Source organism: Caulobacter sp. BP25, assembly GCF_002737755.1.
Taxonomy (GTDB): Bacteria; Pseudomonadota; Alphaproteobacteria; order Caulobacterales; family Caulobacteraceae; genus Caulobacter.
In genome coordinates this window covers 193,909-217,405 of sequence record NZ_PEGH01000020.1, presented here as the reverse complement: position 1 = coordinate 217,405, position 23,497 = coordinate 193,909, and the positions used below count along the sequence as shown (strand labels likewise).

Sequence of the window (23,497 nt, the reverse complement as noted above, 5' to 3'; positions counted from 1 at the left end):
ATCTCCTTGCCCACCGTTACGGACCAGACGTGTGTCTGGACGCCCGAGGGACATTCCGAAATGTGGAAGGGCGCCAAACCCGCTGGCCTGGCGCCCTTGTCCACTCGACCTACGCCAGTCGGTTACCGGCGATAGCGGTACTCGTAGTGGCACTTCTTCTTGCTCTTGCTCTTGGCGATCTCGTGGCCGGCGACGGCGCCGACCGCGCCGCCCAGAAGCGTGCCTTCGGTGCGGGCCCCGTTGCCGGCGACGGCGTTGCCCAGCAGGGCGCCCGACACGCCGCCGATGATCGCGCCGTTCTTGGCCTTGGACTTGGACTTTTCGCAGACCAGCACGCGATAGCGTTCGCGCGACTGGGCTTCGGCGGCGGTGACGACCACGCTGCTGGCGGCGAAGCCGACGACGGTGGCCAGGACGAGTGCGTTCAGGCGGGCGCGCATGGCGAGCTCTCCACTAGTGTCTTGTTATGATCCCTCGGGACCTAAACGCCCAAGCTGGCGGCGGGTTTCCCCCTAAAGTCGGGGAGCCGACGATCCAGCCTGGGCGGGGGGAGGATCAGCCCTCGACGCGGTAGCGGCCTTCGGAGTCCGGGCAGACGCGGATGTAACGGGCCTCGACGCGGCCGTTGTACTCGGTCGGGGCCGGGGCCAGACGGCAGCGCTCGTTGGCCTGGGCGTAGCGGCCGTCGGTGTAGCGATAGGGCTGCGTCTCTTCATAGGTCCAGTAGTTGCCGCGCGTGTCGCACTTGGCCGAGGCGTTGCCCACTGCCGCGCCGACGCCCGCACCGACCAGGCCTCCCAGCACGGTGCCTTCGGTCTTGGCGTTGCGGGCCGCGACGTTTGAGCCGAGCGCCGCGCCGGCCAGGGCGCCGATCACGCCGCCGACCGTGGCGTTGCGCTTGGCGTCCTGTCGGCAGTCCTCGCGACTGGCGATATTGGCGCTGCTGTCGAGGCTGTAGGCGCCGCCGGCGTACGGCGTGCTGAAGCGGTTGGCGTTGTCGGGATAGCGCCGATCATAGGCGCCGCCGCCGTAGCGACGGTCATAGTCGGCCCGGGCGCGATCATAGTCGGCCCGGTCGCGTTCCCACTGAGCCCGCTGGCCGTCATAGCCGTTGCTGCTGGCGTAGCGGCTGTCGATGCGGAAGCGGGCGGCCTGGGTCGGATAGCGGCGGTCGTAGGCGCCGGTTCCGCGACGACGATCATAGGTGTCGCGCGCCCGCTCATAGGTCAGGCGTTCCCGCTCGAAGCGAGCCCGTTCGGTATTGTAGGCGGTGCTCTCCCGATAGGTCGTGGCGCTATAGCGCGTGCCATAGGTCGGGTAGCGGCGGTCATAGGCGCCCGTGCCGTAGCGGCGGTCATAGTCGCGGCGCGCCTGGATATAGGCTTCGCGCTCGCGCTCGTAGGCCGCATGGCGGTCGCGATAGTCGGCCACTTGGTCGTAATAGGACGCGCGCTGGTCGTTATAGGTCTCCACGCGCTGGCGATAGGCCGCGTCGGCGGATTGGGCCAGGGCCGGGCCGACTGAGCCACAGGCCACGGCCGTCGCCATCAGGATGGCGAAAGTCTTGGAAGTCATGAAAGGTCTCCGTTCCAAGGAACGGATCGGCGTCAGCCCCGAATGGGGCGCCCGGTCCGAGGTCTTGTCCCTGTGGAAGCGAAAGCCCTCGGCGCTGTGGAGGTTCCGCTCAGTCGGAGATCCATGTCACGCGAAAGGCGCGACCGTCCCACTTGGCGACGGCGAGGGAAGCCTCGGGGGACCCGAACAAGAGATCACCCTTTTCGACCGTGACGACCTTGTCTGGGCACGGCTCGTCGTGTGGTCCGGCGCCTTTGGCGCAAGCCGTGGCCTCGACGCTTCTAGCCTCCGCCGTGGTCAGAAAAATGTTGGGGTAGCCTTTTCGCAGAGGGATTCTGGCCGGGGCGTCAGGGGCGGCGCCGCGTTTGATGGTCAGGACATAGGCCGTGTCGCCCTCGCGCACGACGGCGGCCGCGTCGGGCTTGCCGTCGTGGTCGAAGTCGCCCGCGAGCGGCGCCGGAAGGCTGGCGGCTACAAGTAGAAGCCAAGGGGTAAGCATCGGTACACCTCACTCAAAACGCGTGAGGAACTGTGACTCAATCTTTGGTCACGGTCATCATGTAGTTGATGTCGGTGTCGGCCGAGCGGCTCCAGCGGCCGGTCAGCGGATTGTAGCTGACGCCGAACGGTCCCTGCATCGCCACCGGCTCGCCGGCCAGGAAGGCGCGCAGTTCTTCGGGCTTCAGGAACTGCTTCCAGTCGTGGGTGCCGGGCGGGACCCAGCGCAGCACGTACTCGGCGCCGATCTTGGCCAGGGCCAGGGCCTTCAGCGTGCGGTTCAACGTCGCCACGAACATGATGCCTCCGGGCTTCAGGAGCTTGGCGCAGGTGCGCAGGAACTCGCCCGGATCGGCGACGTGCTCGATGACCTCCATGGTCAAAACGACGTCGAACGGCTCCGCGCCCTCGGCCAGCAGCTGTTCGGCGGTGGCGGGGCGATAGCCGATTTCCAATTCCTGCTCGGCCGCGTGGGTGGCGGCGGTCTTGATGTTCCGCTCAGAGGCGTCGATCGCGGTGACGGCGAAACCCAGCCGCGCCATCGGCTCAGACAGCAGCCCGCCGCCGCAGCCGATGTCGAGCAGGGTCAGGCCGTCGAACGGAGCGCGCAGGTCGCCGTCGCGGCCGAACCGCGCCAGGGCCTGTTCGCGGATGAAAGCCAGCCGGCAAGGGTTGAAGACGTGCAGCGGCGCGAACTTGCCCTTGGGATCCCACCACTCGGCGGCGATGGCCGAGAACCGGGCTACGTCGGCCGGGTCGATGCTCCAGGAGGGGGCGGGGGAGGGCGCTGCGTCGGTCATGTCAGCGTATCAGCACGACTTCCACCGGCAGGTCCAGATCGGACCATGCCGTATCGGCGGTCATCACGGGCAGCTTCTCGCGTATGGCCAAGGCCAGGCAGGCGCGATCACCCAGCGAAAGGCCTTTGTGGCGGGTGGCTTTGCGGAGAAGCGCGGTCCGCAGGGCGAGGTCTTGGTCGAAATCGACAACGATCAGCGCAAGGTCGTTCAGTTGGCTGCGGACCTGCTCGGGCGACAGGCCCTTGTCCAGCATCTTGGACATAACCTCGGCGAGATTGACCGCGCTGATCGCGGCGCCGGGCAATGCGATCGCGACATGATCCCGGCCTGTTTCCATAAAGACGAGCGCCAGGATCGCCGAAGCGTCGGCGACGATGTCAATCGTCACGGCTCGGGCCGGGCCCGTCGATCTGGGCTTCAAGCTCCTCGATCGCGGCTTCGCGTCGACGCTCCTCGATCAGCTCCTCCGACGCCAAGGCCCCCGGGCGCGGCGGCTGGGCCAGCCGCGCCTTCATGAGCTGGATGCCGGTCATGCCGCTGACCAGCGTGAAGCGCTCGTCCTCCAGATCGGCGATGACAATGCCGCCGGGGCGCGCGCCCAGCGCCTTTAGCACCTCGGGGGGCAAGACCACCGATCCGTTGGCGCCGACGCTTAGGAAATAGGTGTGTGGGGGCGTGTGGTGAAAGAAGGTGGCGTCCGCCTCGGCCATGCCCTGGGCCGCCATAGCGTCCAGCTTGGGTGGCCCCGGTTCCTCCAGAACGTTCCTGACATGCTGGTAGCGCTTGCCTAGCAGGCGGGCGATCTCGGCGCGCGGATAGCCCGCCGCGTCCAAGGCCCGGATCTTCGCGGCGACCGTCTTGCAGCCGGCGAGGTTTCTCTCAAGCTCGGGTGACATGACGTCGTCCAGCATGGATGAAGATATTAGATAGTTAGGTAGGTTGCGCGACGAGTCAACGGGGAGTCTCGCGCCGTCAAAAAAGACAGCTCCGCGACATTGCCGTTGCGCCGTCGCGCCGTTAGAAGGCGCTTCGCTTGCGCGTGGGGGAGTGATCCGGCCGCGCGGGCGCAAGAAATAACCAAGTGTCGAGGTACCAAGGACGTGTCACGTCTGGTGATGAAGTTCGGCGGCACGTCGGTGGCCGACCTGGAGCGCATCCGCCGTGTGGCGCGCCTGGTCGCCGCCGAGGTCGCCACGGGTAAGCAGGTCGCGGTGGTCGTCTCGGCCATGTCGGGCAAGACCAACGAGCTGGTCGCCTGGACCGATGGCGCGGGCCGCGCGGCTGCGGGCCTGCCGGAGTCGGACGACGAGTACGACGCCGTCGTGGCCTCGGGCGAGCAGGTGACCGCCGGCTTGCTGGCCATGACCCTGCGCAACATGGGCCACAAGGCTCGCTCGTTCCTGGGGTGGCAGGTGCCGATCCTCACCGACGAGGCCCACGGCCGTGCGCGGATCGAGGAGATCCCGCCCGAGAACCTCGAGGAATGCTTCGCCAACGGCGAAATCGCCGTGATCGCCGGCTTCCAGGGCGTGACGCCCAAGCGCCGCATCACCACCCTGGGCCGGGGCGGCTCGGACACCTCGGCCGTGGCGATCGCCGCCGCCGTCAAGGGCGCCTGCGACATCTACACCGACGTGGACGGGGTCTACACCACCGATCCGCGCATCGAGAGCAAGGCCAAGCGCCTGGCCAAGATCTCCTACGAGGAGATGCTCGAAATGGCCTCGCTGGGGGCCAAGGTTCTGCAGACCCGCTCGGTCGAGATGGCCATGGCCCATCGCGTGCCGGTGCGGGTGCTGTCCAGTTTCGTCGAACCGGGTGAAGCTCCGGGCCAAGGTACGATCGTCTGCGACGAGGAAGAAATCATGGAAAAGCGCATCGTCTCGGGCGTCGCCTACAGCCGCGACGAAGCCAAGATCACCCTGCTGGGCCTGCCCGACCACCCGGGCGTGTCCTCGCAGATCTTCGGCCGTCTCGCCGACGCCAATGTGAACGTCGACATGATCGTGCAGTCGCGCGCCCGCAGCGCCGCGACGGCCAACATGGAGTTCACGGTCGGCAAGCGTGACGCTGCTCGCGCCGTTGAGATCGTCCAGGCCGCCAAGACCGAGATCGGTTTCGAGGACGTGGCCGTCAACGAGGACGTCGCCAAGGTCTCGGTGATCGGGGTCGGCATGCGCAGCCACGCTGGCGTCGCCCAGTCGATGTTCGCGGCCCTGGCAGAGAAGAACATCAACATCCAGGTCATCTCGACCTCGGAGATCAAGATCTCGGTCCTGATCGACGCGGCCTACACCGAACTGGCGGTGCGCGCGCTGCACGCGGTGTACGGGTTGGACCAGCTGTAGTTTTGGCGCGGAGGGGGAGCGTCCCCTCCGTCTCGTCGCCTATCGGCGCCGATCCACCTCCCCCGCAAGCGGGGCAGGAGGGCGCAGCTTCTTCCTCCCTCGCGACGCGGGGGAGGTGGCGCGATGCGGATACGCATCGTGACGGAGGGGGCGCTCCTCCGGTCCTTGCAAGAAAACGTCGCCTTCGGACGTTATGAGGGGCGCAAGCCCTCGAAAGCACAAGAAGCCCCCATGTCCGACGTGTTCAAGTTCGATCCCGACGCCAAGACCGTCACCTTCCACGGCGATGCAGGGCTGGAGCTGCTCTACGACCTGCTGCTGCGCGCCAAGTTCGGCGACGGTTATGAGAAGCCGCTGCTGATCAGCCCGTGGCTGGCGGCCCTGCTGAACAAGCTGGACAAGGCCCTGCCGGACGACGGCCAGTGGTTCCCGGAAAAGCCCGGCCAGCCGATCTTCGACACCGACGACCTGCTGGCCATGGGCGACGCGGTGATCGAGGAAGGCCACACCGTCGGCTGGTGGTCCATGACCGAGGCCGAGCGCCGCGCCTACCTGCGCGACGTCGTCGCCGCGCCCCACCCGCTGACGGATCTGCAGGTCGAGTTCATCGAGAACGACATCGACGCGGCGCTGGAACAGGCCCGCAAGCTGGTTGCCGACGCCGACGAGCCGCTGGCCCTGCCAGGGCACGGCTAGGATCAATCGCGCCTGTAGCGCGAGACGAAGGCCCACAGGGCGTCGTTGTCGGCTAGCCACACGTGGGTTCCGCCAACCTTGACCCGGGCGGCGACATCGGCGTCGCCGCGACACCCCGCATAGCGCTCTTCGTAGACGCCGGGCGTGACCCAGCGGGTGGTCGGCGCGGCCTGGCAGCCGTTCAGCGCCGCCCAGCGCTGCTCGGCCGCGTGCAAGGTGTAGCGCCAGTAGCCCGCCCCGCCGCCTTGGATCGGATTGACCGTGTCGTTGTCGCCGGCGAAGGCGATCACCGGCACGGGGCGTTCGGGCTGGCAGGACGCCGGGTCGGGCTCGTCCGGCTTGTCGGGGCGGGGATTGCCCGCGCGCAGCCCCACCACCGGCGCGATGGCCGCATAGCGTCGCGACGCCACGCAGCCCAGCCACGAGGCCATGCGCCCGCCGCCCGACAGGCCGGTGACATAGACGCGAGCCGGGTCGGCGCAGCCCTCGGCGACCAGGCCTTCGACCAACGCCGCCAGATAGGCCACGTCGTCGGCGTCCGAGGCGTCGGGGATCTTGCCGGTAACGGTAGGCACGCCCGGAATGTTCCAGGCGAAGCCTGTCCGGGCGGGAATGGCGGCGTTCGGCGCCGCCAGCAGGAAGCCGTGGCGCTCGGCGGTGGCCTCAAGGCCGGAGTCGGCGAGCATCTTAGCTCCGTCGCCGCCGCTGCCGTGCAGCAGGATCAGCAGGGGCGCTCGCGTAGCTGGGTCCAGGGAGGCCGGGCGGCGCAGAAGGAAGGGGCGGCCGGTCCCGCCGGCGTCCACGCGCAGGGTCGCGCCCGGCGCGCCGACGGCGCAGGCCGCGTGGACGGTCGCGGCGCTCCACAACACCGCCATCGGCGCAAGAAGGGCCAGCAGCCCGCGCTTCAACGCCACATCCGCCATTGGAAGACTCCTGCTCCATATCGCCGTCAGGGAGCCTAGAGGTTAGCCGAAGCGCATGAAACCCGGCCGCGCGCCGGTATCCACTTGAGCCAAAACGTCCGTTGGGCTGCTAACAAGACGGCATGACTCCCTCCCGCAACCTACTGCTCGGCCTGACGTGCGGCGTGATCGCCGGCGCGTTCTGGGGCGGCGTGTTCCTAGCGCCGAAGCTGCTGGCGGACTTCACGCCGCTGCAGGCGACGGCCGGTCGGTACCTGGCCTATGGCCTGGCGGCCGCGGTGCTGCTGGTTCCGAGCTGGAAGGCCGTGATGGCCCGGATGGACGGGCGCGACTGGCGCGACCTCTTCCTGCTGAGCCTGCTGGGCAACCTGATCTACTATGTCGGCCTCGCCGTCGCCGTGCAGAGCGCGGGCGTGGCCCTGGCCTCGCTGGTCATCGGCCTGCTGCCGGTGACTATCACCCTGGTCGGCGCGCGCCCAGGGGAGGGAACGCCGCTGCGCCAGCTGATCGCGCCCCTGGCACTGATCGTCGCCGGCGGGGTCTGCATCAACCTGGACGCCTTCGCCGCCGCCGGGGCCGCGGGGGCGGGGCGGACGATGGTCGGGCTCGCCGGCGCGCTGCTGGCCCTGGCGGTGTGGACCGCCTACGCCGTCTGGAACGCCCGGCGCCTGGCCGCCACGCCAAAGTTCAACAGCCACGAGTGGTCGCTGCTGACCGGCGTCGCGACGGGCTTGCTGTCCCTGGTCATCGTGGTCCCGGCCTTCGCCCTCGGGGGCAAGGGGCACGCGGCGAGCGCCTGGGGGCTGTTCTGGGGCGTCAGCTTCGCGGTCGCGATCGGCGCCTCGGTGATCGGCAACGGCCTGTGGAACGCCGCCAGCCGCTTGTTGCCGCTGTCGCTGTCGGGCCAGCTGATCGTGTTCGAGACGGTGTTCGCCCTGCTCTACGGCTTCCTACATGAGGAGCGTTGGCCAAGGCCGCTGGAGAGCGTCGCCATCGTGCTGATGCTGGCCGGCGTGCTGTGGTCGGCGCGGCGGCATGCTCCCGGCGGGCAAGGGTTGCACCAAGCCTAAATTCTCATGTCATCCCGGAAGCCTCGCAGAGGCTATCCGGGACCCAGGGGGGCGAGAGCGCCGTGCGAGCCGCCCCTGGGTCCCGGCTCTACCCCCGGCTTTCGCCGGGGTTCGGCCGGGATGACACGGGTTTTGATGGCCTTGCCCAACCTAAACCCCACCTGAACGACCAGTCCCGATCGGGTTCAGGGTCGGGGGCCTACAACTCTTATCAACAGAGATAGGAGACCCGCCATGACCCCCATCGGCAAGTTCACCAAGACCGCCATCGCCGTCACCTTCGCCGGCGCGCTGGTCGCCCCGGCCACCGCCGCCTTCGCCGGCGAGAAGACTGAGCGCGCCATCCTGGGCGCGGTGATCGGCGGCGTCGCGGGCGCGGCCCTGGGCGACGGCAGGGGCGAGGCGGTCGCCATCGGCGCGGTCGCCGGCGCGGCCCTCGGCGCGACCACCGCCAAGGACAAGTATGACCGTCGCTACAACCACGGCTATCGCACCGCGCCGCGCTACGACAACCGTTCCTACAACACCGGCTATCGCGGCGACCGCTACGCCTATGACCGCTACGACCGTCGCCATGATCGCTACGACAACCGCTACGCCTACGGCTATCGCCGCTAAGGCCTGACGCCTTCCTCGCGGGAGTTCCGATCCCTCCTCCCACGAGCAAACTGCGCCGTCCCTGACCGGGGCGGCGCTTTTTCGTGCCGCCACACCTAAACGTCGTTCGGTTGACAGCAGCGGCTATCGCGGCGGCGAAATCTGCTATAGCCCCCTCTTGAGGACGGAGCGGTCCGGGGCCAGCGCCAAGCGGGACCGGCTGTTCCTGGGTTAGGGAGCGCGCTTAAGGCTCATGGCGGCATCCGGCATCGCCGTTCGAGGACCACGAAGCCTGCTTCGGCAGATTCGCGAGGCCATGGCTGGGGGCGGCCCCGCCCAGGCCAAGCTCGACATGGTGGTGCGCACCATCGCCATCTCGATGGTGGCGGAAGTCTGCTCGATCTATCTGCGCCGCGCCTCGGGCGACCTCGAACTGTTCGCCACCGAGGGCCTGGCCCGCGAGGCCGTCCACGTCACCCGCCTGAAACCGGGCGAGGGCCTAGTCGGCGAGACGATGCGCCTGGGCCGGCCGCTGAACCTGTCCGACGCCGCCAGCCACCCGCAGTTCTCGTACCGCCCGGAAACGGGCGAAGACCCTTACCACGCCTTCCTCGCTGTGCCCCTGCTGCGCGGCGGTCGGGCCATCGGCGTGCTGGTCGTCCAGAACCGCACCGAGCGGGTCTATGACGAGGAAGAGGTCGAAGACCTGCAGATCATCGCCATGGTGCTGGCCGAGATGGTCAGCTCCAGCGAGCTCTTGGGCGCCGACGAGCTGAAGGACGTCGAGCTGGCGCCCCACAAGCCCGAGCGGCTGAAGGGCGCGCGCTTCGCCGAGGGCCTGGCCTACGGCGTGGCGGTGCTGCACGAGCAGCCGGTGGCGCCCGAGCAGCTCTTGTCCGACGACGCCCTGGCCGAGGAGGCTAGGCTCAAATACGCGATCGAGGCCCTGCAGACCCAGATCGACCAGATGCTGGAGGGGCAGCACGGCCTAGTCGGCGCCTCGTACGAGGTGTTGGAGACCTATCGCCTGTTCGCCCACGACCGAGGCTGGAACCGCAGCTTGGAGGAGGCCGTGCGCTCGGGCCTGACCGCCGAGGCCGCCGTCGAACGTGTGCGGTCGGAGCACCGGGCGCGTCTGGGCCAGGCCCGCGATCCCTATCTGCGCGAGCGGCTGCACGACCTGGAAGACCTGAACGACCGGCTGCTGCGCCACCTGTCGGGCGACGTGCACCACGTGCGCCAGCTGCCCGAGGACGCGATCCTGATCGCCCGGAACCTGGGGCCCGCCGACCTGCTGGAATACGACCGCACCAAGCTGAAGGGCATCCTGCTGGAGGAGGGCAGCGCCGCCAGCCACGCGGGTATCGTGGCCCGGGCGCTGGATATCCCGTGCGTGGGACGCTTGGCGGGCCTGCGTGACCGGGTCAGTGAGGGCGACCCCGTCGTGGTCGACGCCGAAACGCAGGAAGCCTGGCTGCGGCCGCGTCCGGACGTGGTCAAGGCGCTGAAGGTCCGGATGGAGGTCCGCGCCCAGCGCAAGGCCGAGTTCGCCCGTCTGCGCGACACGCCGCCGATCACCAAGGACGGCTCCAAGGTCACGCTGCTGATGAACGCGGGGCTGGCCGTCGATCTCGACATCCTGGCCGAGACGGGCGCCGAGGGCATCGGCCTGTTCCGCACCGAGTTCCAGTTCATGGTGGCCGAGGAGCTGCCGCGCCTGGAGGCCCAGACGGCGCTCTACGAAAAGGTGCTGGACGCGGCCGACGGCATGCCCGTGACCTTCCGCACGCTGGATCTGGGCGGCGACAAGCTGCTGCCGTACATGGAGCTGGAGCGCGAGGACAATCCGGCCCTGGGCTGGCGCGCCGTGCGCATGGGCCTGGATCGTCCGGCCCTGCTGCGCATGCAGATCCGGGCGCTGATCAAGGCCGCCAACGGCCGGCCGCTGCGGGTGATGTTCCCGCTGGTGGCCAATGTCGACGAGTTCCGCGCCGCCCGCTCGTTCGTCGACCAGGAGGTCGCCTGGGCCTTGAAGCGCGGCCGGCCCGCGCCGTCGCGCCTGGATGTCGGGGCGATGATCGAGGCCCCGTCGCTGCTGTGGCATTTGGACGCGCTGTTGCCGATGACCGACTTCGTTTCGGTCGGCACCAACGACTTGATGCAGTACATGTTCGCCGCCGACCGGGGCAATCCGAAGGTCTCGGACCGATATGATCCGCTGTCGCCGGCGGCGCTGCGGGCGCTGAAGACGATCCAGCAGGCGTGCGCCGACACGGGCACGCAAGTGTCGGTCTGCGGTGAGATGGCGGGGCGTCCCTTGGAGGCCTTCGCCCTTGTGGCGCTGGGTTTCGACCGTCTTTCGATGCCCCCGGCCGGCATCGGTCCGGTCAAGCAGATGGTCCTGTCTCTGGACCGCGAGGCCGCTCGGCGCAATGTCGAGGCCCTGCTGAAGGGCTCGGGCGGATCGCTGCGCGGCGAGATCGAGACCCTGGCGCGGAAGCTGTATGTGGCGGTGTAGAACGCTGTTATGCGGTTAGGCAAGCGCGGCCGGTAAGTACATTGAATCCGGATACTTAGTTTGCTACCCACAAACACTCGTTAAGAATTTCGTGCATGATGGAGTCGGGAAGTCGTCTGGCTTCACCGGCGATCGGCGCCAGGCGGTTTTCAGTTCCAGGCGGGTTTCGGGGGCGCTTAGTCAGTATGCCGCGAGATATGGGCAACGTGGAGCGTTTGCATCTCGACGACGTCGAGACGGACCAAGCGCCGTTCGCGGTCGCCGAACCCGTGGCGGACGCGCCTGTCCAGGATGAACCCGCCGACATCGGCGCGGCCTTGAGGGCCGCCCGCGAGGCCAAGGGTCTAAGCCTGCGGGAGGTCGCCGAGGCGACCCGCATCCGCCAGGCCTATGTCGAGGCGCTTGAGGCTATGCGCCTCGAGGAGCTGCCCTCGCGGCCCTTCACCATCGGCTATGTCCGCGCCTACGCGGCGCTGCTGGGCATGGACGTCGACGCCGCTGTCGCCCGCTTTAAGACCGATGCGCCAGACGAGGGCGCGGAGCTGCGCGCCCCGGTCGGCGTGCGCCACGAACGCGACCCGCGTCTTGGCCTTTTCTTTGTCGGCGGCCTTCTGGTGGTTGGCGCGATCCTCTTGTGGAACGTCGCTCAGCGCGCCATCGACAAGGACACGCCGCAGCAGCAGATCGCTCCGCAGGCCGCCTCGACCCAAGTTCAGGCCCCCGCCAATAACAGCTCGGTCGCTTTGGGCGCGCCGCTGCCAGCCCCGGTCGAGTCGACCACGCCTGAGCCCTACAAGACCCCAGGCCTGGACGACGCCGCCGCCAATGGCGGTTCGGTGGACGCCGCCAAGCTCGCCGCCAAGGCGCGCGAGGAAGCCGCCGCCAGGGCCGGCATCGTTGATCCAGCCCGCCAGATCAAGGTTGGCGCGCCGTTCAAGCCCAAGGGCGCCATGCTGGGCGCCGCTCCGGGCGAGGGCTCGGGCGTTGTCCTGCAGACCCGCAAGGCCGCGACCCTGGTGGTGCGTGGCGTCGACGGCCAAGTCTATTTCGCCCGCGCTCTGGCGGCGGGCGACGCCTATCGCGCGCCCCGCACGCCCGGCCTGATCGCAGACGTCTCGGACCCGATGGTGTTCGAGGTCTACTACGGCGGCGCTCTGGTCAGCCACCTGCCGTCCGCCTCGACCGCGCTCGGCAAACTGGTTCCGGCGCCGAAGGTCGCGCCCACGCCTCCGGCCGTGGCGCAAGCGGCGCCGGCGGCGACACCTCCGCAGTAAGCTCAAAATCGGGATGACGGTCTGAATTTGGGAGGCGCGGGTAAGCCCCCTTCTATCCCGCCCCGAGACCCTCTAAATTACCCCCATGTCCGCAGACCACACCTCCGTCCGCCCCTGGCGCCAGATCACGCGTCGCCAATCGCGCAAGATCCGCGTGGGCGCCGTGGAGGTGGGCGGCGACGCGCCGATCTCGGTGCAGTCGATGACCAACACCCTGACCAGCGACGCCGCCGCGACGCTGGAGCAGATCCGCCAGCTGGAGGAGGCCGGCGCCGACATCGTCCGCGTCAGCTGCCCGGACGTTGAGAGCACGGCCGCGTTCAAGACCATCGCCCGCGAGGCCAAGGTCCCGCTCGTGGCGGACATCCACTTTCACTACAAGCGCGGCATCGAGGCGGCGCAGGCCGGCGCGGCCTGCCTGCGGATCAATCCGGGCAATATCGGCAGCCCCGACCGCGTGCGCGACGTGATCCAGGCCGCCCGCGACCACGGCTGCTCGATGCGCATCGGCGTCAACGCCGGCTCGCTGGAGCGCGAACTGCTGGAAAAGTACGGCGAGCCGTGCCCCGACGCGATGGTCGAGAGCGCCCTGAACCACGCCCGCATCCTGCAGGATCACGACTTCCACGAGTTCAAGATCTCGGTGAAGGCGTCCGACCCGTTCATGACCGTGGCGGCCTACTACCAGCTGGCCGAGGCCATCGACTGCCCGCTGCACCTTGGCGTCACCGAGGCCGGGGCCACGCGCACGGGCACGGTGAAGTCCTCGATCGGCATCGGCTCGATGCTGTGGGCCGGCATCGGCGACACCATCCGCGTGTCGCTGGCCGCCGACCCTGTCGAAGAGATCAAGGTCGGCTTCGATATCCTGAAGTCGCTTGGTCTGCGTCATCGTGGCGTCAACATCATCGCCTGCCCGTCGTGCGCGCGGCAGGGCTTCAACGTCATCAAGACCGTCGAGACCCTGGAAGAGCGCCTAGCTCACATCGCCACGCCTATGTCGCTGTCGATCATCGGCTGCGTGGTCAACGGTCCGGGCGAGGCGCTGATGACCGACATTGGCTTCACCGGCGGCGGCGCGGGCGCGGGCATGGTCTATCTGGCCGGCAAGCCCGACCACAAGCAGTCGAACGAGGGCATGATCGACCACATCGTCGAGCTGGTCGAGAAGAAGGCCGCCGAGATTCAAGCCGCTCAGGCCGCTGGCGCTCTGGCGGCGGAGTAGGCCTCGCTACGAAAGGAATGATCCTTTCTATCGAACTGATAAGAACAATCAATTGTACCTATAGCCTCCGCGAGCGCTCTATGGCGTGCAGCAGCGCTTCGAAAAGCGCCGCCAATGCAGCGGAGGACGCGAGATGGACGCGAAGGTCGAGGACAACATTCAGGGCAAATGCCCGGTGGCGCACGGTGGCGGCGGACGTACCAACCGCGACTGGTGGCCTGACAATCTGCGGCTCGAGGCGCTGAACCAGCACGCGCCGCGCTCAAACCCCCTGGGCGAGACGTTCGACTACGCCGAGGCGTTCAAGTCGCTGGACCTGAACGCGGTGGTCGCCGACCTGCACGCCCTGATGACCGACAGCCAAGACTGGTGGCCGGCCGATTTCGGCCACTACGGCGGCCTGTTCATTCGCTTGGCCTGGCACAGCGCCGGCACCTACCGCACCAGCGACGGCCGCGGCGGCGCGGGCGGCGGCCAGCAGCGCTTCGCCCCCCTGAACAGCTGGCCAGACAACGCCAACCTGGACAAGGCCCGTCGCCTGTTGTGGCCGATCAAGCAGAAGTACGGCCAGAAGCTCTCGTGGGCCGACCTCTATGTGCTGGTCGGCAACGTCGCCCTGGAGTCGATGGGCTTCAAGACCTTCGGGTTCGGCGGCGGCCGCGCCGACCAGTGGGAGCCCGAGGAGCTATACTGGGGTCCGGAAGGCTCGTGGCTGGGCGATGAGCGCTACAGCGGCGAGCGCGAGCTGCACCCGACGCTGGGCGCGGTTCAGATGGGCCTGATCTACGTCAATCCCGAGGGGCCCAACGGCAACCCCGACCCGCTGGCCGCCGCGCGCGACATTCGCGACACCTTCGCCCGCATGGCCATGAACGACGAGGAAACCGTCGCCCTGATCGCTGGTGGCCACACCTTCGGCAAGACCCACGGCGCGGGCGACGCCTCGCTGGTCGGCCCCGAGCCGGAAGGCTCGGCGATCGAGGATCAGGGCCTGGGCTGGCGCAGCAAGCACGGCACGGGCATCGGCGCCGACGCGATCACCGGCGGTCCCGAGGTCATCTGGACCCAGACCCCGACGCGGTGGAGCAACCACTTCTTCCAGAACCTGTTCCAGTTCGAGTGGGAGCTGCACGAAAGCCCCGCCGGCGCCAAGCAATGGCGGGCCAAGGACGCTCCGGCCGACATTCCGGACGCCTTCGACCCGTCCAAGACGCACGTGCCGCGGATGCTGACAACGGATCTGGCCCTGCGCTTCGACCCCGAATACGGGAAGATCTCGCGCCGGTTCCTGGAGAACCCCGACCAGTTCGCCGACGCCTTCGCCCGCGCCTGGTTCAAGCTGACCCACCGCGACATGGGCCCCAAGCCGCGTTACCTGGGCCCGCTGGTGCCGCAGGAAACGCTGATCTGGCAGGACCCGATCCCGGCCGTGGACCACCCGCTGGTCGACGCCCAGGATATCGCGACGCTGAAGGCCAAGATCCTGGCCTCGGGCCTGTCGGTTTCGGAGTTGGTCGGCGCGGCCTGGGCCTCGGCCTCGACCTATCGCGGCTCGGACAAGCGCGGCGGCGCCAATGGCGCGCGCGTCCGTCTGGCCCCGCAGAAGGACTGGAAGGTCAACAACCCGCCGGTCCTGGCCAAGGTGCTGTCGACGCTGGAAGCGATCCAGACGGACTTCAACGCCTCGGCCGGCGGCGGCAAGAAGGTCTCGCTGGCCGACCTGATCGTGCTGGCCGGCACGGCGGCGGTCGAAAAGGCCGCGCAGGACGCCGGGACTCCGGTCTCGGTCGCCTTCGCCCCCGGCCGGGCGGACGCTAGCGCCGAACAGACCGACGCCGACTCGTTCGCGCCGCTGGAGCCCCGTTCGGACGGCTTCCGCAACTACCGCGAAGGCGCCCAGTTCATGGCACCGGAGGAAGCCCTGGTCGATCGCGCCCAGCTGCTGCGCCTGTCGGCGCCGGAGATGACGGTGCTGGTCGGCGGCCTGCGGGTCCTGGGCGCCAACGCCGACGGCTCCAAGGACGGGGTGTTCACCTCGCGGGTTGGTCAGCTGACCAACGACTTCTTCGTCAACCTGCTGGACATGAACACCGAGTGGTCGCCGGTGGCCGCCAACGCCTTCGTCGGTCACGACCGCAAGACCAAGGAGCCCCGCTGGACCGCCACCCGCGTGGACCTGATCTTCGGCTCCCATGCCGAGCTGCGGGCCCAGGCCGAGGTCTATGCCAGCGCCGACGCCAAGGAGAAGTTCGTCAAGGACTTCGCCAGCGCCTGGACCAAGGTCATGAACGCCGACCGGCTCGACCTGAACTAAAAGACTTCAGTCCTCCGAAGCATCGGGAAGCGGTCGCCGAAAGGCGGCCGCTTTTCGCGTTTATCTCGGTGCATTGACAGGGCGGGGCGGCCGTGGCGGGCTCTGGCCTCCCAAGTCCTAGCAAGTTCCAGCGAGAGCGTCCCATGACCACCCTGATCCTCAGCGTCGTCGGCAGCGACCGGCCCGGCCTGACCCAAGCCCTGGCCAGCGCCGTGCTGTCGGCCGGCGGCAACTGGCTGGAGAGCCATCTGAGCCAACTGGGCGGGCTTTATGTCGGCTCGGTGCTGGTCGAGTTGGGCGCCGGCAAGGAAGAGACTCTGCGCGCGGCGGTTTCGGCGGTGGACGCCCACGGGCTCGAGGTGCGTATCGCGCCGACCATCGAGGCGCCCGTCGCGACGGGTGAGGTTCTGCAACTGGGCGTCGTCGGCCAGGACCGCCCGGGCATCGTCCATCAGGTCACTGGCGTGCTCAGCGACCTGGGCGCCAATATTGAGAGCTTTGGCTCGCGCCTCAGCATCGAGCCCCACCAGGGCGCTGCGCTGTTCCACCTGGACGCCCGCCTGCGCCTGCCGCCGGGCGTGGGTGCTGGGGCCGTGCAGGACGCCCTGGAGGCTATCTCCGGCGAGATCATGGTGGATATCGCGCTCACGCCGGCGCGGTAGGGGGCGTCCGAGGGCGCGCGGGCCATCAGCCTGAGCCGCCCGATACGGTGAAGGCCCGCCGTCTCCGACGACGGGCCTAGCGGACGAATTCAGGGGCAAGTGCCGATTTCATAGTCCTCGAAATCGCCGGTCTGTTGTCCGAACGACCGCACGGTCCCGTCGCAGTAGTAGCGATCCCAGCCCACTTCTACTCTGGTGCTCGACCCACCGGGCGTTGGGCCCGGGCCGGGAAACGGCGACGTTCCCGGACTATAGGCCATGTCGTAGTAGATCCTCTCCCGGTAGAAACGTGGACCCGCGTTTGACAAGGCGGGGATCGAGGAAATGGCCAGAGCGACTATCAGCGAGGCTCGAACAAAGCGCTTCATGCGTAGTCTCCACAACGGGCGGGAGTGCCCGACTGGAATGGCGCCATAGATTGTATAATTATGCAAACAGGAGTTGAGCCCATGGGATTGATCCCTTGCGTCTCCCAATCTGTGCGCCAGGGGCTGTCCGCCGCTCAGGGTGACCCTGTTCCCCCGCGTCCTTCAGCCGCGCCTCTTGAACCGGACGCGCGGCGCACCATCTGTTATCCATAAGCGATCGCCCGCTTACGTTTCCGCGCCTGTTACAGAGGCTGGAGCTCAGGGCGATGCTTCGCACGCTCCGCGCCGTCACCGATGGCTTCGAGCGATTTCCCACCCATCTAGCGTTTGGGGCCCGCAATCCCGCTGGCTCCTGTTTTGGAACTTCATGAAAATCGTTTCTATCCGCGAGGCCGCCGTTCGGCGCGCGCCCCGCACTCAAACCCAGCAGCGCGTCGCGCTGTCGCCGGCGCGTCCGGCTCAAAGCGAATGGGCCTGGCCCGGCATGACCCGCGCCGAGCTACGCGCCGACATCATCGACCAGATCGGCTAGCCGGCGATCAACGCCGTCCGCTCGGCCGCCGTCAGCGGCCGCCAGCGGCCTTCGGGCATGTCGCCCAGGTCCAGCGGACCGATCCGCACGCGGAACAGGTCCACCACCTTCAGATCCACGAGGTCGCACATCCGGCGGATCTGCCGGTTGCGGCCTTCGCGCAGGATAAAGCTCAGGCGCTGGTCGGAGATCACCTCCACCTCCGCCGGGCGCAGCTCGCGGCCGTCGAGTTCCAGGCCAAAGCGCAGCAGCTCCAGCTTCTCCTCGGTCAGCTCGCCCATGACGGCGACGCGGTATTCCTTTTCCAGGTCCGACTGCGGCCCGATCACGGCCTTGGCCACCACGCCGTCCTGCGACAGCAGGAGCAGGCCGCGCGAGTCCTTGTCGAGGCGCCCAACCGGCGGGATCAGATCGCCCGACTGCGGGATGGCCACGCCGCGCGCGTCGCCCCACAGGTTGGCGCGGGTCAGCAGGCGCGCGGCCGGGACCTGGCCAGGATCGGGCTGGGACGAGACCACGCCGCGCGGCTTGTGGATCAGGTAGGTGGGCGTGCCGTCCAGCTTGGCGGTCGCGCGATCGGCCAGCACCAGGGTCTGGCCCGGCTGGATCTTGCGGCCGACGTCTTCCACGACCTCGCCGTCGATCGACACCAGGCCGTCGCTGATCAGCTGTTCGGCCTCGCGGCGCGAGCAGACGCCGCTTTGGGCCAGCCACTTGTTGACCCGCTGGGGCTCGGCCTCGTCATAGGTGCGGGTGAAGGCCATCAGAGCGTGATCCCGAAAAGTGGGAACCGGTTTTCGGACGAGATCATGCTCCAAGCCATCAGCTGAAGCTCTCTTCCAGGCTGGCCAGGCGCTCGGCCTGGTCCTCGGCGATCAGCGGGTTGATCACGTCGTCGAGGGCGTCGCCCTCGATGATCCGCGACAGGTTGTAGAGGGTCAGGTTGATCCGGTGGTCGGTCACCCGGCCCTGCGGGAAGTTGTAGGTGCGGATGCGCTCCGAGCGATCGCCGCTGCCGACCTGGCTCTTGCGGGCCTCCGAGCGGGCGCTATCCAGCGCCTCGCGCTGCATGTCGTAGAGACGCGCCTTCAGGTTCTTCATGGCCCGGGCGCGGTTCTGGTGCTGCGACTTTTCCGAGGAGGTCACCACCACGCCGGTCGGCAAGTGGGTGATGCGCACGGCCGAGTCGGTCTTGTTGACGTGCTGACCGCCCGCCCCGGAGGACCGGTAAGTGTCGATCCGCAGGTCGCTTTCCTTGATCTCGATCTCGACGTCTTCGGCCTCGGGCAGCACCGCGACCGTGGCGGCCGAGGTGTGGATGCGGCCTTGCGCCTCGGTGGCCGGCACGCGCTGCACGCGGTGGACGCCGCTTTCGAACTTCAGCCGGCCGAACACGCCGTCGCCAGTGATCGAGGCGACGATTTCCTTGTAGCCGCCCATTTCGCCTTCCGAGATGCTGTCGATCTCGACGCGCCAGCCCTGCAGCTGGGCGTAGCGCTGATACATGCGGAAGAGGTCGCCGGCGAACAGCGCCGCCTCGTCGCCACCGGTGCCCGCGCGCACTTCCAGGATGGCCGAGGCGTTCTCGTCCTTGTCCTTGGGGGCCAGCATCAGGGCCAGGTCGTGTTCGAGCGCGGGCAGCTTCTCGTCCAGGGCCTGGATCTCGTCGCGGACCATGTCGGCCATCTCGGGATCGGCGGCCATGACGTCCAGCTCGGCGCGCTCGGCGCTCAGCTTGGCCAGGCGCTCGACGGCCTCGGCCACCGGCTTCAGCTCGGCATGCTCCTTGGAGAGCTTGACGATCTCGGATCCGTCGGTGGCCGCGCCCATGCGGGCCTCCACTTCGCGGAAACGGTCGAGAACCTGATCGAGACGGGCCTGGGGAAGTCGCAAGGGAGGTTTCGCGCAGCTCTGAAGAGGACGGGTCGGTCTCTCTAGAACCTTTCCGCTCCAAAGTGAACGGTTGGCCCCAAGAAGGCTGAAGGCGCCCCCCAGCAGGGGTGCGACGGCGGGTCGCGGCCCGTTAGATTTGGTTAAGGGTGCCGCTTACGGCGACCTTAGCCATTCTCGACGAACGGTGATCGCGAAGTTTTACGGAAGGGAAAGCCGCGCGATGACGGCCCTCTCGAAGAAGCTGTCGGCGCCGCTGGCGATGATCGCCCTGTCCGCGGTGGGACTGCTTCTGTCGGTCATGATCATCCTGGCGGAGCAAATCGACCAGGAAGCCGAGCGGCACGACCGTCATTTGGTCGAGCGCGGCCTGCAGTTTCAGACACGCGAAATCGAGCGCAGTCTCGTTGGCGAGGTGGCTTGGGACGAGGCGGTGCGTCGCCTCGACAATGACTACGACGACGCCTGGGCGCGGGAGAACATCGCGACCTATCTGACCGGACAGAGCGGCTTTGAGCTGGTGCTGGTGTTGGATGGCGCGGATCAACCCCGGCTGGCCCAACAGGGCCAGAAGGTGCTGTCTCCGGCAGAGGCCCAGCGGCGCGCAGCCGCGCTAGCGCCCCTGGTCGCCAAGCTCCGCGCCGCCGAGCGCGCCTCGCCAGCGGCCTTGGGTCCTGCCCTGACGGGCGGCGTCGTCTCGCAGCCGGTGCAGGTCAGCGCTTTCGCCAACATCGACGACGAAATCTATCTGGTCACGGCCAGTATGGTGGGCTCGGACTTCGGCCGAGCGGTGATCCGCCACGCGCGAGCGCCTATGGTCGTGACGGCCCTGAAGCTGGACGGACCCTTCCTTGAGGCTTTCGCCAGCCGCTTCCTGCTGGCCGGCGCCCACCTGCACCGCGGTGGCGCCGCCGAGCCGAACTATGGCCAGCTGCCGCTGCGCGACGCGGCCGGCAACGCCGTGGCGACGCTGGACTGGAGCCCGCAGCACCCTGGTCAGCGTCTGCTGGGCCGGATGATCTGGCCTGTGATGGGCGTGGTCTGCGCCCTGGCCCTGGCGACCATCCTCTTGGCCCGGCGCGGGCGGACGATCGCCGAGGGCCTTATCGCCAGCGAGGCGCGCGCCAAGCATCTGGCCCTGCACGACGGCCTGACCGGCCTGGCCAACCGCCTGCTGTTCGAGGAGCGCCTGCGCCAGGCGATCGAAGGGCTGGAGCGCAAGCGGCGGCCCATGGCGGTCCTGGCGATCGACCTGGATCGCTTCAAAGCCGTCAACGACACCCACGGCCACGGCGCTGGCGACGAGCTGATCCGCAAGGTTGGCGAGCGCCTGGCCAGCGTCTGTCGAGGCGGCGAGACAGTGGCGCGCCTGGGCGGCGACGAGTTCGGCGTGGTGGCCACGGACCTCGACGCCAACGGCGCGGCGATCATCGCAGAACGCCTGCTGAAGGCCTTGTGCGGGCCCATGGAGATGTCGTTCGGCGTCCACTTCGTCAGCGGGTCGGTGGGCGTCGTACTGGTCGGACCGGAGGAGGCTCATATCGGCGCCGCCGAGGCCGCCCGGCGCGCCGACGTGGCCCTGTACCGCGCCAAGGGCGAGGGCCGAGGGCGCTACTGCTTCTTCGAGGACGCCATGGACGCGGCCCTGAAGGCGCGCCGGGCGCTGGAGGAGGACCTGCGCGCTGCCTTGCGCGAGGGGGCGGTGCGTCTCGACTACCAGCCGCAGGTGGACGCCAACGACCGTGTCGTCGGGGTCGAGGCCCTGGCGCGCTGGTCGCATCCTACGCGGGGCGAGATCCCACCCGACGCTTTCATCCCCTTGGCCGAGGATTGCGGTCTCAGCGAAGAGATGGGCCGCTACGTTCTGAAGCGGGCTCTGGAGGACAGCGTCCGTTGGCGCGGCTTGCAGGTGGGGATCAACGTCTCGGCCCGGCAGATGAAGCGCGCCGGCTTCGTCGACGAGCTGGCCGAACTGATCCGGAAGACGGGCGCCAATCCGCGCCAGCTGGCCCTGGAGATCACCGAAGGCGCGCTGCTGGGCGACGGCGAGGGCGCTCACGAAACGGTCGACCGCCTGCGGCAGATGGGCTTTTCCCTGGTGCTGGACGATTTTGGCGTCGGCTGCTCCAGCCTGTCCTACATCCGCCGCTACCCGATCGACCGGATCAAGATCGACCGCAGCTTCGTCGCGCCGCTGGGCCATGACGCCGACTCCGAGGCGGTGGTCGCCGCCATCGTGCGCCTGGCCAAGGCGCTGAGCCTGTCGGTCATGGCCAAGGGCGTCGAGACCCTGGCCCAGCGCGAGATTCTCAAGATGATCGGCTGCGCCCAGGCTCAGGGCTTCCTGTTCAGCCCGCCGGTCCCGGCCGAGGCTATCGACGCCCTGATGGCTCACGGCGGCCGCATCCGCTTGCCGGCCCAACCCGACGCGGCGTGAGCCAAGGCTAGCGCTTGTTCCCGCCGCTATCGTGGCGGGGATAAGGGCATTGAAAGCCCTGGCGTAGGTTCAAGCGAGGGCTGCTTGTAGGCCTTAGCCCACCATCGACCAGTCCAGCGGTTCGCCGCGCGCCAGGTCGCGCGTCGCCGGGCGGCCCAGCACCTTGTCGAGCTCGCCGGGCGGCAGGCCCGCGCCGGGGCGGACCGAGCGGATGTTGGCGCGGCTGAGGGCCTGACCGGCCTTCACATCGGCGGTCACATAGAGCGAGCGGCGGAACTGCAGGTTGGCGCGCTCGGCGCCCAGCACGTCGTAGTGGGCGACACCGAGAGCTGCCCAGGCGTTCTTGGTGTCATCGACCAGGGCCTTGAACTCGGCGGGCTCCAGGCTGAAGGCCGCGTCCGGACCGCCGTCGGCGCGGGCCAGGGTGAAGTGCTTCTCGACACAGCAGGCGCCCAGGGTGACCGCCGCCACCGAGGCGGCCGTGCCCGGCGTGTGATCCGACAGGCCGATCGGGCAGCCGAAGCGGGCCGCCATGTCGGGGATCGTGCGGACATTGGCGTCGGCGAAGGTCGCCGGATAGCTCGACACGCAATGCAGCAGCAGCACGCCCGCCGCGCCGGCGGCCAGGGCCGTGTCGCGGGCGGTCTTCATCTCTTCCAGGTTGGCCATGCCCGTCGAGATGATCAGCGGCTTGCTCTTGGACGCAGCGTACTTGATCAGTGGCAGGTCGACAGCCTCGAACGAGGCGATCTTGAAGGCCGGCGCGCCCAGGTCGTCCAGCAAGTCAACGGCGGTCTCGTCGAACGGGCTGGAGAAGATCGTCACGCCGCGCTTGTGGGCGCGCTCGAAGATGGCCGCGTGCCATTCGAAGGGTGTCTGGGCTTCCTGGTAGAGCTCATACAGGGTGCGTCCGTCCCACAGGCCGCCGTGAATCCTGAACTCGGGCCGGTCGACGTCGAGTGTGATGGTGTCGGCGGTGTAGGTCTGGATCTTGATCGCGTCGCAGCCGGTGTCGGCGGCCGCGTCGACCATCTCGAGGCAGCGGTCCAGGCTGCCGTTGTGGTTTCCCGACAGCTCACAGATCACATAGGGCGGATAGTCAGCGCCGATGCGGCGGCCAGCGATTTCTATGAAGGGGGCGGACATGACGGATCATCCGGAAACGTGGTTGCCCACAGCTTAACCCGCCAAAGGTGGACGAGCCGTCAATCGCATCCGCCGCCGTCGGAGCTGCAGTCGCCCGAGGACGTCGCGGACGTCGTGTCGACACCGGCGACCCCGCCATCTTTGGACGTAGGCTTAGCCGACTTCGCCTGCATCGCCGCGCCCATGCTAAGTCCGATACCCCCGCCCATGGCGACGCCGACGCCGAGGCCTAGCGCCAAGCTATCCAGCGCCAGACCAAGTCCGACGCCGATCGCGATGCCCGCGCCCAATCCCAATCCAAGTCCCGCCTTCACGGCTCGCTCCTAAACAACCGAAGCGCCAATTACAGGCTTTGGCCAAGCGAGGTCCAGTCATCTACTCCGGATGCGGTTCGTAGTCGTGCAGTGGCGGCCGGCGGCTGCGCCGTTCTTCGTATTCGCGCTTGCCGACAAGGGCCGAAACCCCGGCCAAGGCGCAGAAAACGGCGATCAGGACCAAGCCCAGCTTGACGTCGCCGATCCAGAAATTGGCCACGCCCGCGAACAGGATGACCAGACCCACGCCCAGCATGATTCCGAGCTTCATGAGTTTTCCTCCGGTGGCTTTTGTCGCCACTGAAGTCGA

At 68.3% G+C, this 23,497-nt stretch carries 23 protein-coding genes and 1 pseudogene; 12 read left to right on the top strand and 12 right to left on the bottom strand.

What is annotated here, in order from left to right; translation table 11 throughout:
- Positions 1–122: 122 nt before the first annotated feature.
- The 6 genes from CSW59_RS19930 to CSW59_RS19905 all read right to left on the bottom strand — a co-directional run bounded on the left by CSW59_RS19930 (position 123) and on the right by CSW59_RS19905 (position 3,769).
- Entirely contained in the window at positions 123–440 is a 318-nt protein-coding gene (locus tag CSW59_RS19930) for a glycine zipper 2TM domain-containing protein (protein ID WP_099445706.1), read from the bottom strand.
- Between the two features lie 115 nt (positions 441–555).
- Positions 556–1,575, bottom strand: coding sequence for a glycine zipper 2TM domain-containing protein (locus tag CSW59_RS19925; protein WP_099445705.1), 1,020 nt, complete (start codon positions 1,573–1,575; stop codon positions 556–558).
- A 109-nt stretch (positions 1,576–1,684) separates the two neighbouring features.
- Positions 1,685–2,074 carry a hypothetical protein gene (locus tag CSW59_RS19920; protein ID WP_099445704.1) on the bottom strand — a complete coding sequence of 130 codons (390 nt, stop codon included), beginning with the start codon at positions 2,072–2,074 and terminating at the stop codon, positions 1,685–1,687.
- Between the two features lie 37 nt (positions 2,075–2,111).
- The gene (gene ubiG / locus CSW59_RS19915) at positions 2,112–2,873 is read right to left on the bottom strand and encodes a bifunctional 2-polyprenyl-6-hydroxyphenol methylase/3-demethylubiquinol 3-O-methyltransferase UbiG (RefSeq protein WP_099445703.1); all 762 of its coding nucleotides are present in this window, start codon (positions 2,871–2,873) and stop codon (positions 2,112–2,114) included.
- Between the two features lies 1 nt (position 2,874).
- On the bottom strand, positions 2,875–3,261 hold the full coding sequence (locus CSW59_RS19910) for a type II toxin-antitoxin system VapC family toxin (protein WP_099445702.1): 387 nt from the start codon (positions 3,259–3,261) through the stop codon (positions 2,875–2,877).
- Complete coding sequence (locus CSW59_RS19905; RefSeq protein WP_099445802.1) at positions 3,251–3,769, bottom strand: AbrB/MazE/SpoVT family DNA-binding domain-containing protein; 519 nt, start codon at positions 3,767–3,769, stop codon at positions 3,251–3,253. The genes CSW59_RS19910 and CSW59_RS19905 overlap by 11 nt, the downstream gene beginning before the upstream one ends.
- A 204-nt stretch (positions 3,770–3,973) precedes the next feature.
- Between CSW59_RS19905 and CSW59_RS19900 the strand changes: the two genes are divergently transcribed.
- The 3 genes and pseudogenes from CSW59_RS19900 to CSW59_RS19890 all read left to right on the top strand — a co-directional run bounded on the left by CSW59_RS19900 (position 3,974) and on the right by CSW59_RS19890 (position 5,917).
- The gene (locus CSW59_RS19900) at positions 3,974–5,221 is read left to right on the top strand and encodes an aspartate kinase (protein ID WP_099445701.1); all 1,248 of its coding nucleotides are present in this window, start codon (positions 3,974–3,976) and stop codon (positions 5,219–5,221) included.
- Between the two features lie 23 nt (positions 5,222–5,244).
- A pseudogene (locus CSW59_RS21970) lies at positions 5,245–5,418 on the top strand (hypothetical protein); the annotation flags it as partial.
- A gap of 34 nt (positions 5,419–5,452) precedes the next feature.
- Positions 5,453–5,917 carry a hypothetical protein gene (locus CSW59_RS19890; protein ID WP_099445699.1) on the top strand — a complete coding sequence of 155 codons (465 nt, stop codon included), beginning with the start codon at positions 5,453–5,455 and terminating at the stop codon, positions 5,915–5,917.
- Positions 5,918–5,919: 2 nt separating this feature from the next.
- On the opposite strand, the gene CSW59_RS19885 is transcribed toward CSW59_RS19890, so the two are convergent.
- On the bottom strand, positions 5,920–6,840 hold the full coding sequence (locus tag CSW59_RS19885; protein WP_099445698.1) for a PHB depolymerase family esterase: 921 nt from the start codon (positions 6,838–6,840) through the stop codon (positions 5,920–5,922).
- A gap of 122 nt (positions 6,841–6,962) precedes the next feature.
- Here CSW59_RS19885 and CSW59_RS19880 point away from each other — a divergent pair, with 122 nt between their 5' ends.
- From CSW59_RS19880 to CSW59_RS21030, 8 genes are all read left to right on the top strand, one after another.
- The gene (locus CSW59_RS19880; RefSeq protein ID WP_099445697.1) at positions 6,963–7,910 is read left to right on the top strand and encodes a DMT family transporter; all 948 of its coding nucleotides are present in this window, start codon (positions 6,963–6,965) and stop codon (positions 7,908–7,910) included.
- Positions 7,911–8,144: 234 nt separating this feature from the next.
- Positions 8,145–8,528: a hypothetical protein gene (locus CSW59_RS19875; RefSeq protein WP_099445696.1), complete on the top strand. Its 384-nt coding sequence runs from the start codon at positions 8,145–8,147 to the stop codon at positions 8,526–8,528.
- 232 nt (positions 8,529–8,760) lie between these two features.
- Entirely contained in the window at positions 8,761–11,025 is a 2,265-nt protein-coding gene (gene ptsP, locus CSW59_RS19870) for a phosphoenolpyruvate--protein phosphotransferase (RefSeq protein WP_099445695.1), read from the top strand.
- A 185-nt stretch (positions 11,026–11,210) separates the two neighbouring features.
- The gene (locus tag CSW59_RS19865) at positions 11,211–12,299 is read left to right on the top strand and encodes a RodZ family helix-turn-helix domain-containing protein (RefSeq protein WP_099445694.1); all 1,089 of its coding nucleotides are present in this window, start codon (positions 11,211–11,213) and stop codon (positions 12,297–12,299) included.
- Positions 12,300–12,384: 85 nt separating this feature from the next.
- Positions 12,385–13,524, top strand: coding sequence for a flavodoxin-dependent (E)-4-hydroxy-3-methylbut-2-enyl-diphosphate synthase (gene ispG, locus CSW59_RS19860; RefSeq protein WP_099445693.1), 1,140 nt, complete (start codon positions 12,385–12,387; stop codon positions 13,522–13,524).
- A gap of 133 nt (positions 13,525–13,657) precedes the next feature.
- The gene (gene katG / locus CSW59_RS19855; RefSeq protein WP_099445692.1) at positions 13,658–15,838 is read left to right on the top strand and encodes a catalase/peroxidase HPI; all 2,181 of its coding nucleotides are present in this window, start codon (positions 13,658–13,660) and stop codon (positions 15,836–15,838) included.
- 143 nt (positions 15,839–15,981) lie between these two features.
- The gene (locus CSW59_RS19850) at positions 15,982–16,500 is read left to right on the top strand and encodes a glycine cleavage system protein R (RefSeq protein ID WP_099445691.1); all 519 of its coding nucleotides are present in this window, start codon (positions 15,982–15,984) and stop codon (positions 16,498–16,500) included.
- Between the two features lie 735 nt (positions 16,501–17,235).
- Positions 17,236–17,400 (top strand): hypothetical protein, encoded by a 165-nt coding sequence (locus CSW59_RS21030; protein ID WP_099445689.1) that lies wholly within the window; start codon positions 17,236–17,238, stop codon positions 17,398–17,400.
- Here the strand turns inward: CSW59_RS21030 and CSW59_RS19835 are convergent.
- Positions 17,397–18,164, bottom strand: coding sequence for a pseudouridine synthase (locus CSW59_RS19835; RefSeq protein ID WP_099445688.1), 768 nt, complete (start codon positions 18,162–18,164; stop codon positions 17,397–17,399). The two genes, CSW59_RS21030 and CSW59_RS19835, sit on opposite strands and share 4 nt — an antisense overlap.
- Before the next feature lie 58 nt (positions 18,165–18,222).
- A complete protein-coding gene (gene prfA, locus CSW59_RS19830; RefSeq protein ID WP_099445687.1) occupies positions 18,223–19,293 on the bottom strand; it encodes a peptide chain release factor 1 in 1,071 nt (356 codons plus the stop codon).
- Between the two features lie 220 nt (positions 19,294–19,513).
- Between prfA and CSW59_RS19825 the strand changes: the two genes are divergently transcribed.
- Entirely contained in the window at positions 19,514–21,727 is a 2,214-nt protein-coding gene (locus CSW59_RS19825) for a bifunctional diguanylate cyclase/phosphodiesterase (RefSeq protein ID WP_099445686.1), read from the top strand.
- A gap of 93 nt (positions 21,728–21,820) precedes the next feature.
- On the opposite strand, the gene pseI is transcribed toward CSW59_RS19825, so the two are convergent.
- The 3 genes from pseI to CSW59_RS19810 form a co-directional block, all read right to left on the bottom strand.
- Positions 21,821–22,873 (bottom strand): pseudaminic acid synthase, encoded by a 1,053-nt coding sequence (gene pseI / locus CSW59_RS19820; RefSeq protein WP_099445685.1) that lies wholly within the window; start codon positions 22,871–22,873, stop codon positions 21,821–21,823.
- 59 nt (positions 22,874–22,932) lie between these two features.
- Positions 22,933–23,187 carry a hypothetical protein gene (locus tag CSW59_RS19815; protein WP_099445684.1) on the bottom strand — a complete coding sequence of 85 codons (255 nt, stop codon included), beginning with the start codon at positions 23,185–23,187 and terminating at the stop codon, positions 22,933–22,935.
- A gap of 61 nt (positions 23,188–23,248) precedes the next feature.
- Positions 23,249–23,458 (bottom strand): hypothetical protein, encoded by a 210-nt coding sequence (locus CSW59_RS19810; protein ID WP_099445683.1) that lies wholly within the window; start codon positions 23,456–23,458, stop codon positions 23,249–23,251.
- Positions 23,459–23,497: the final 39 nt, after the last annotated feature.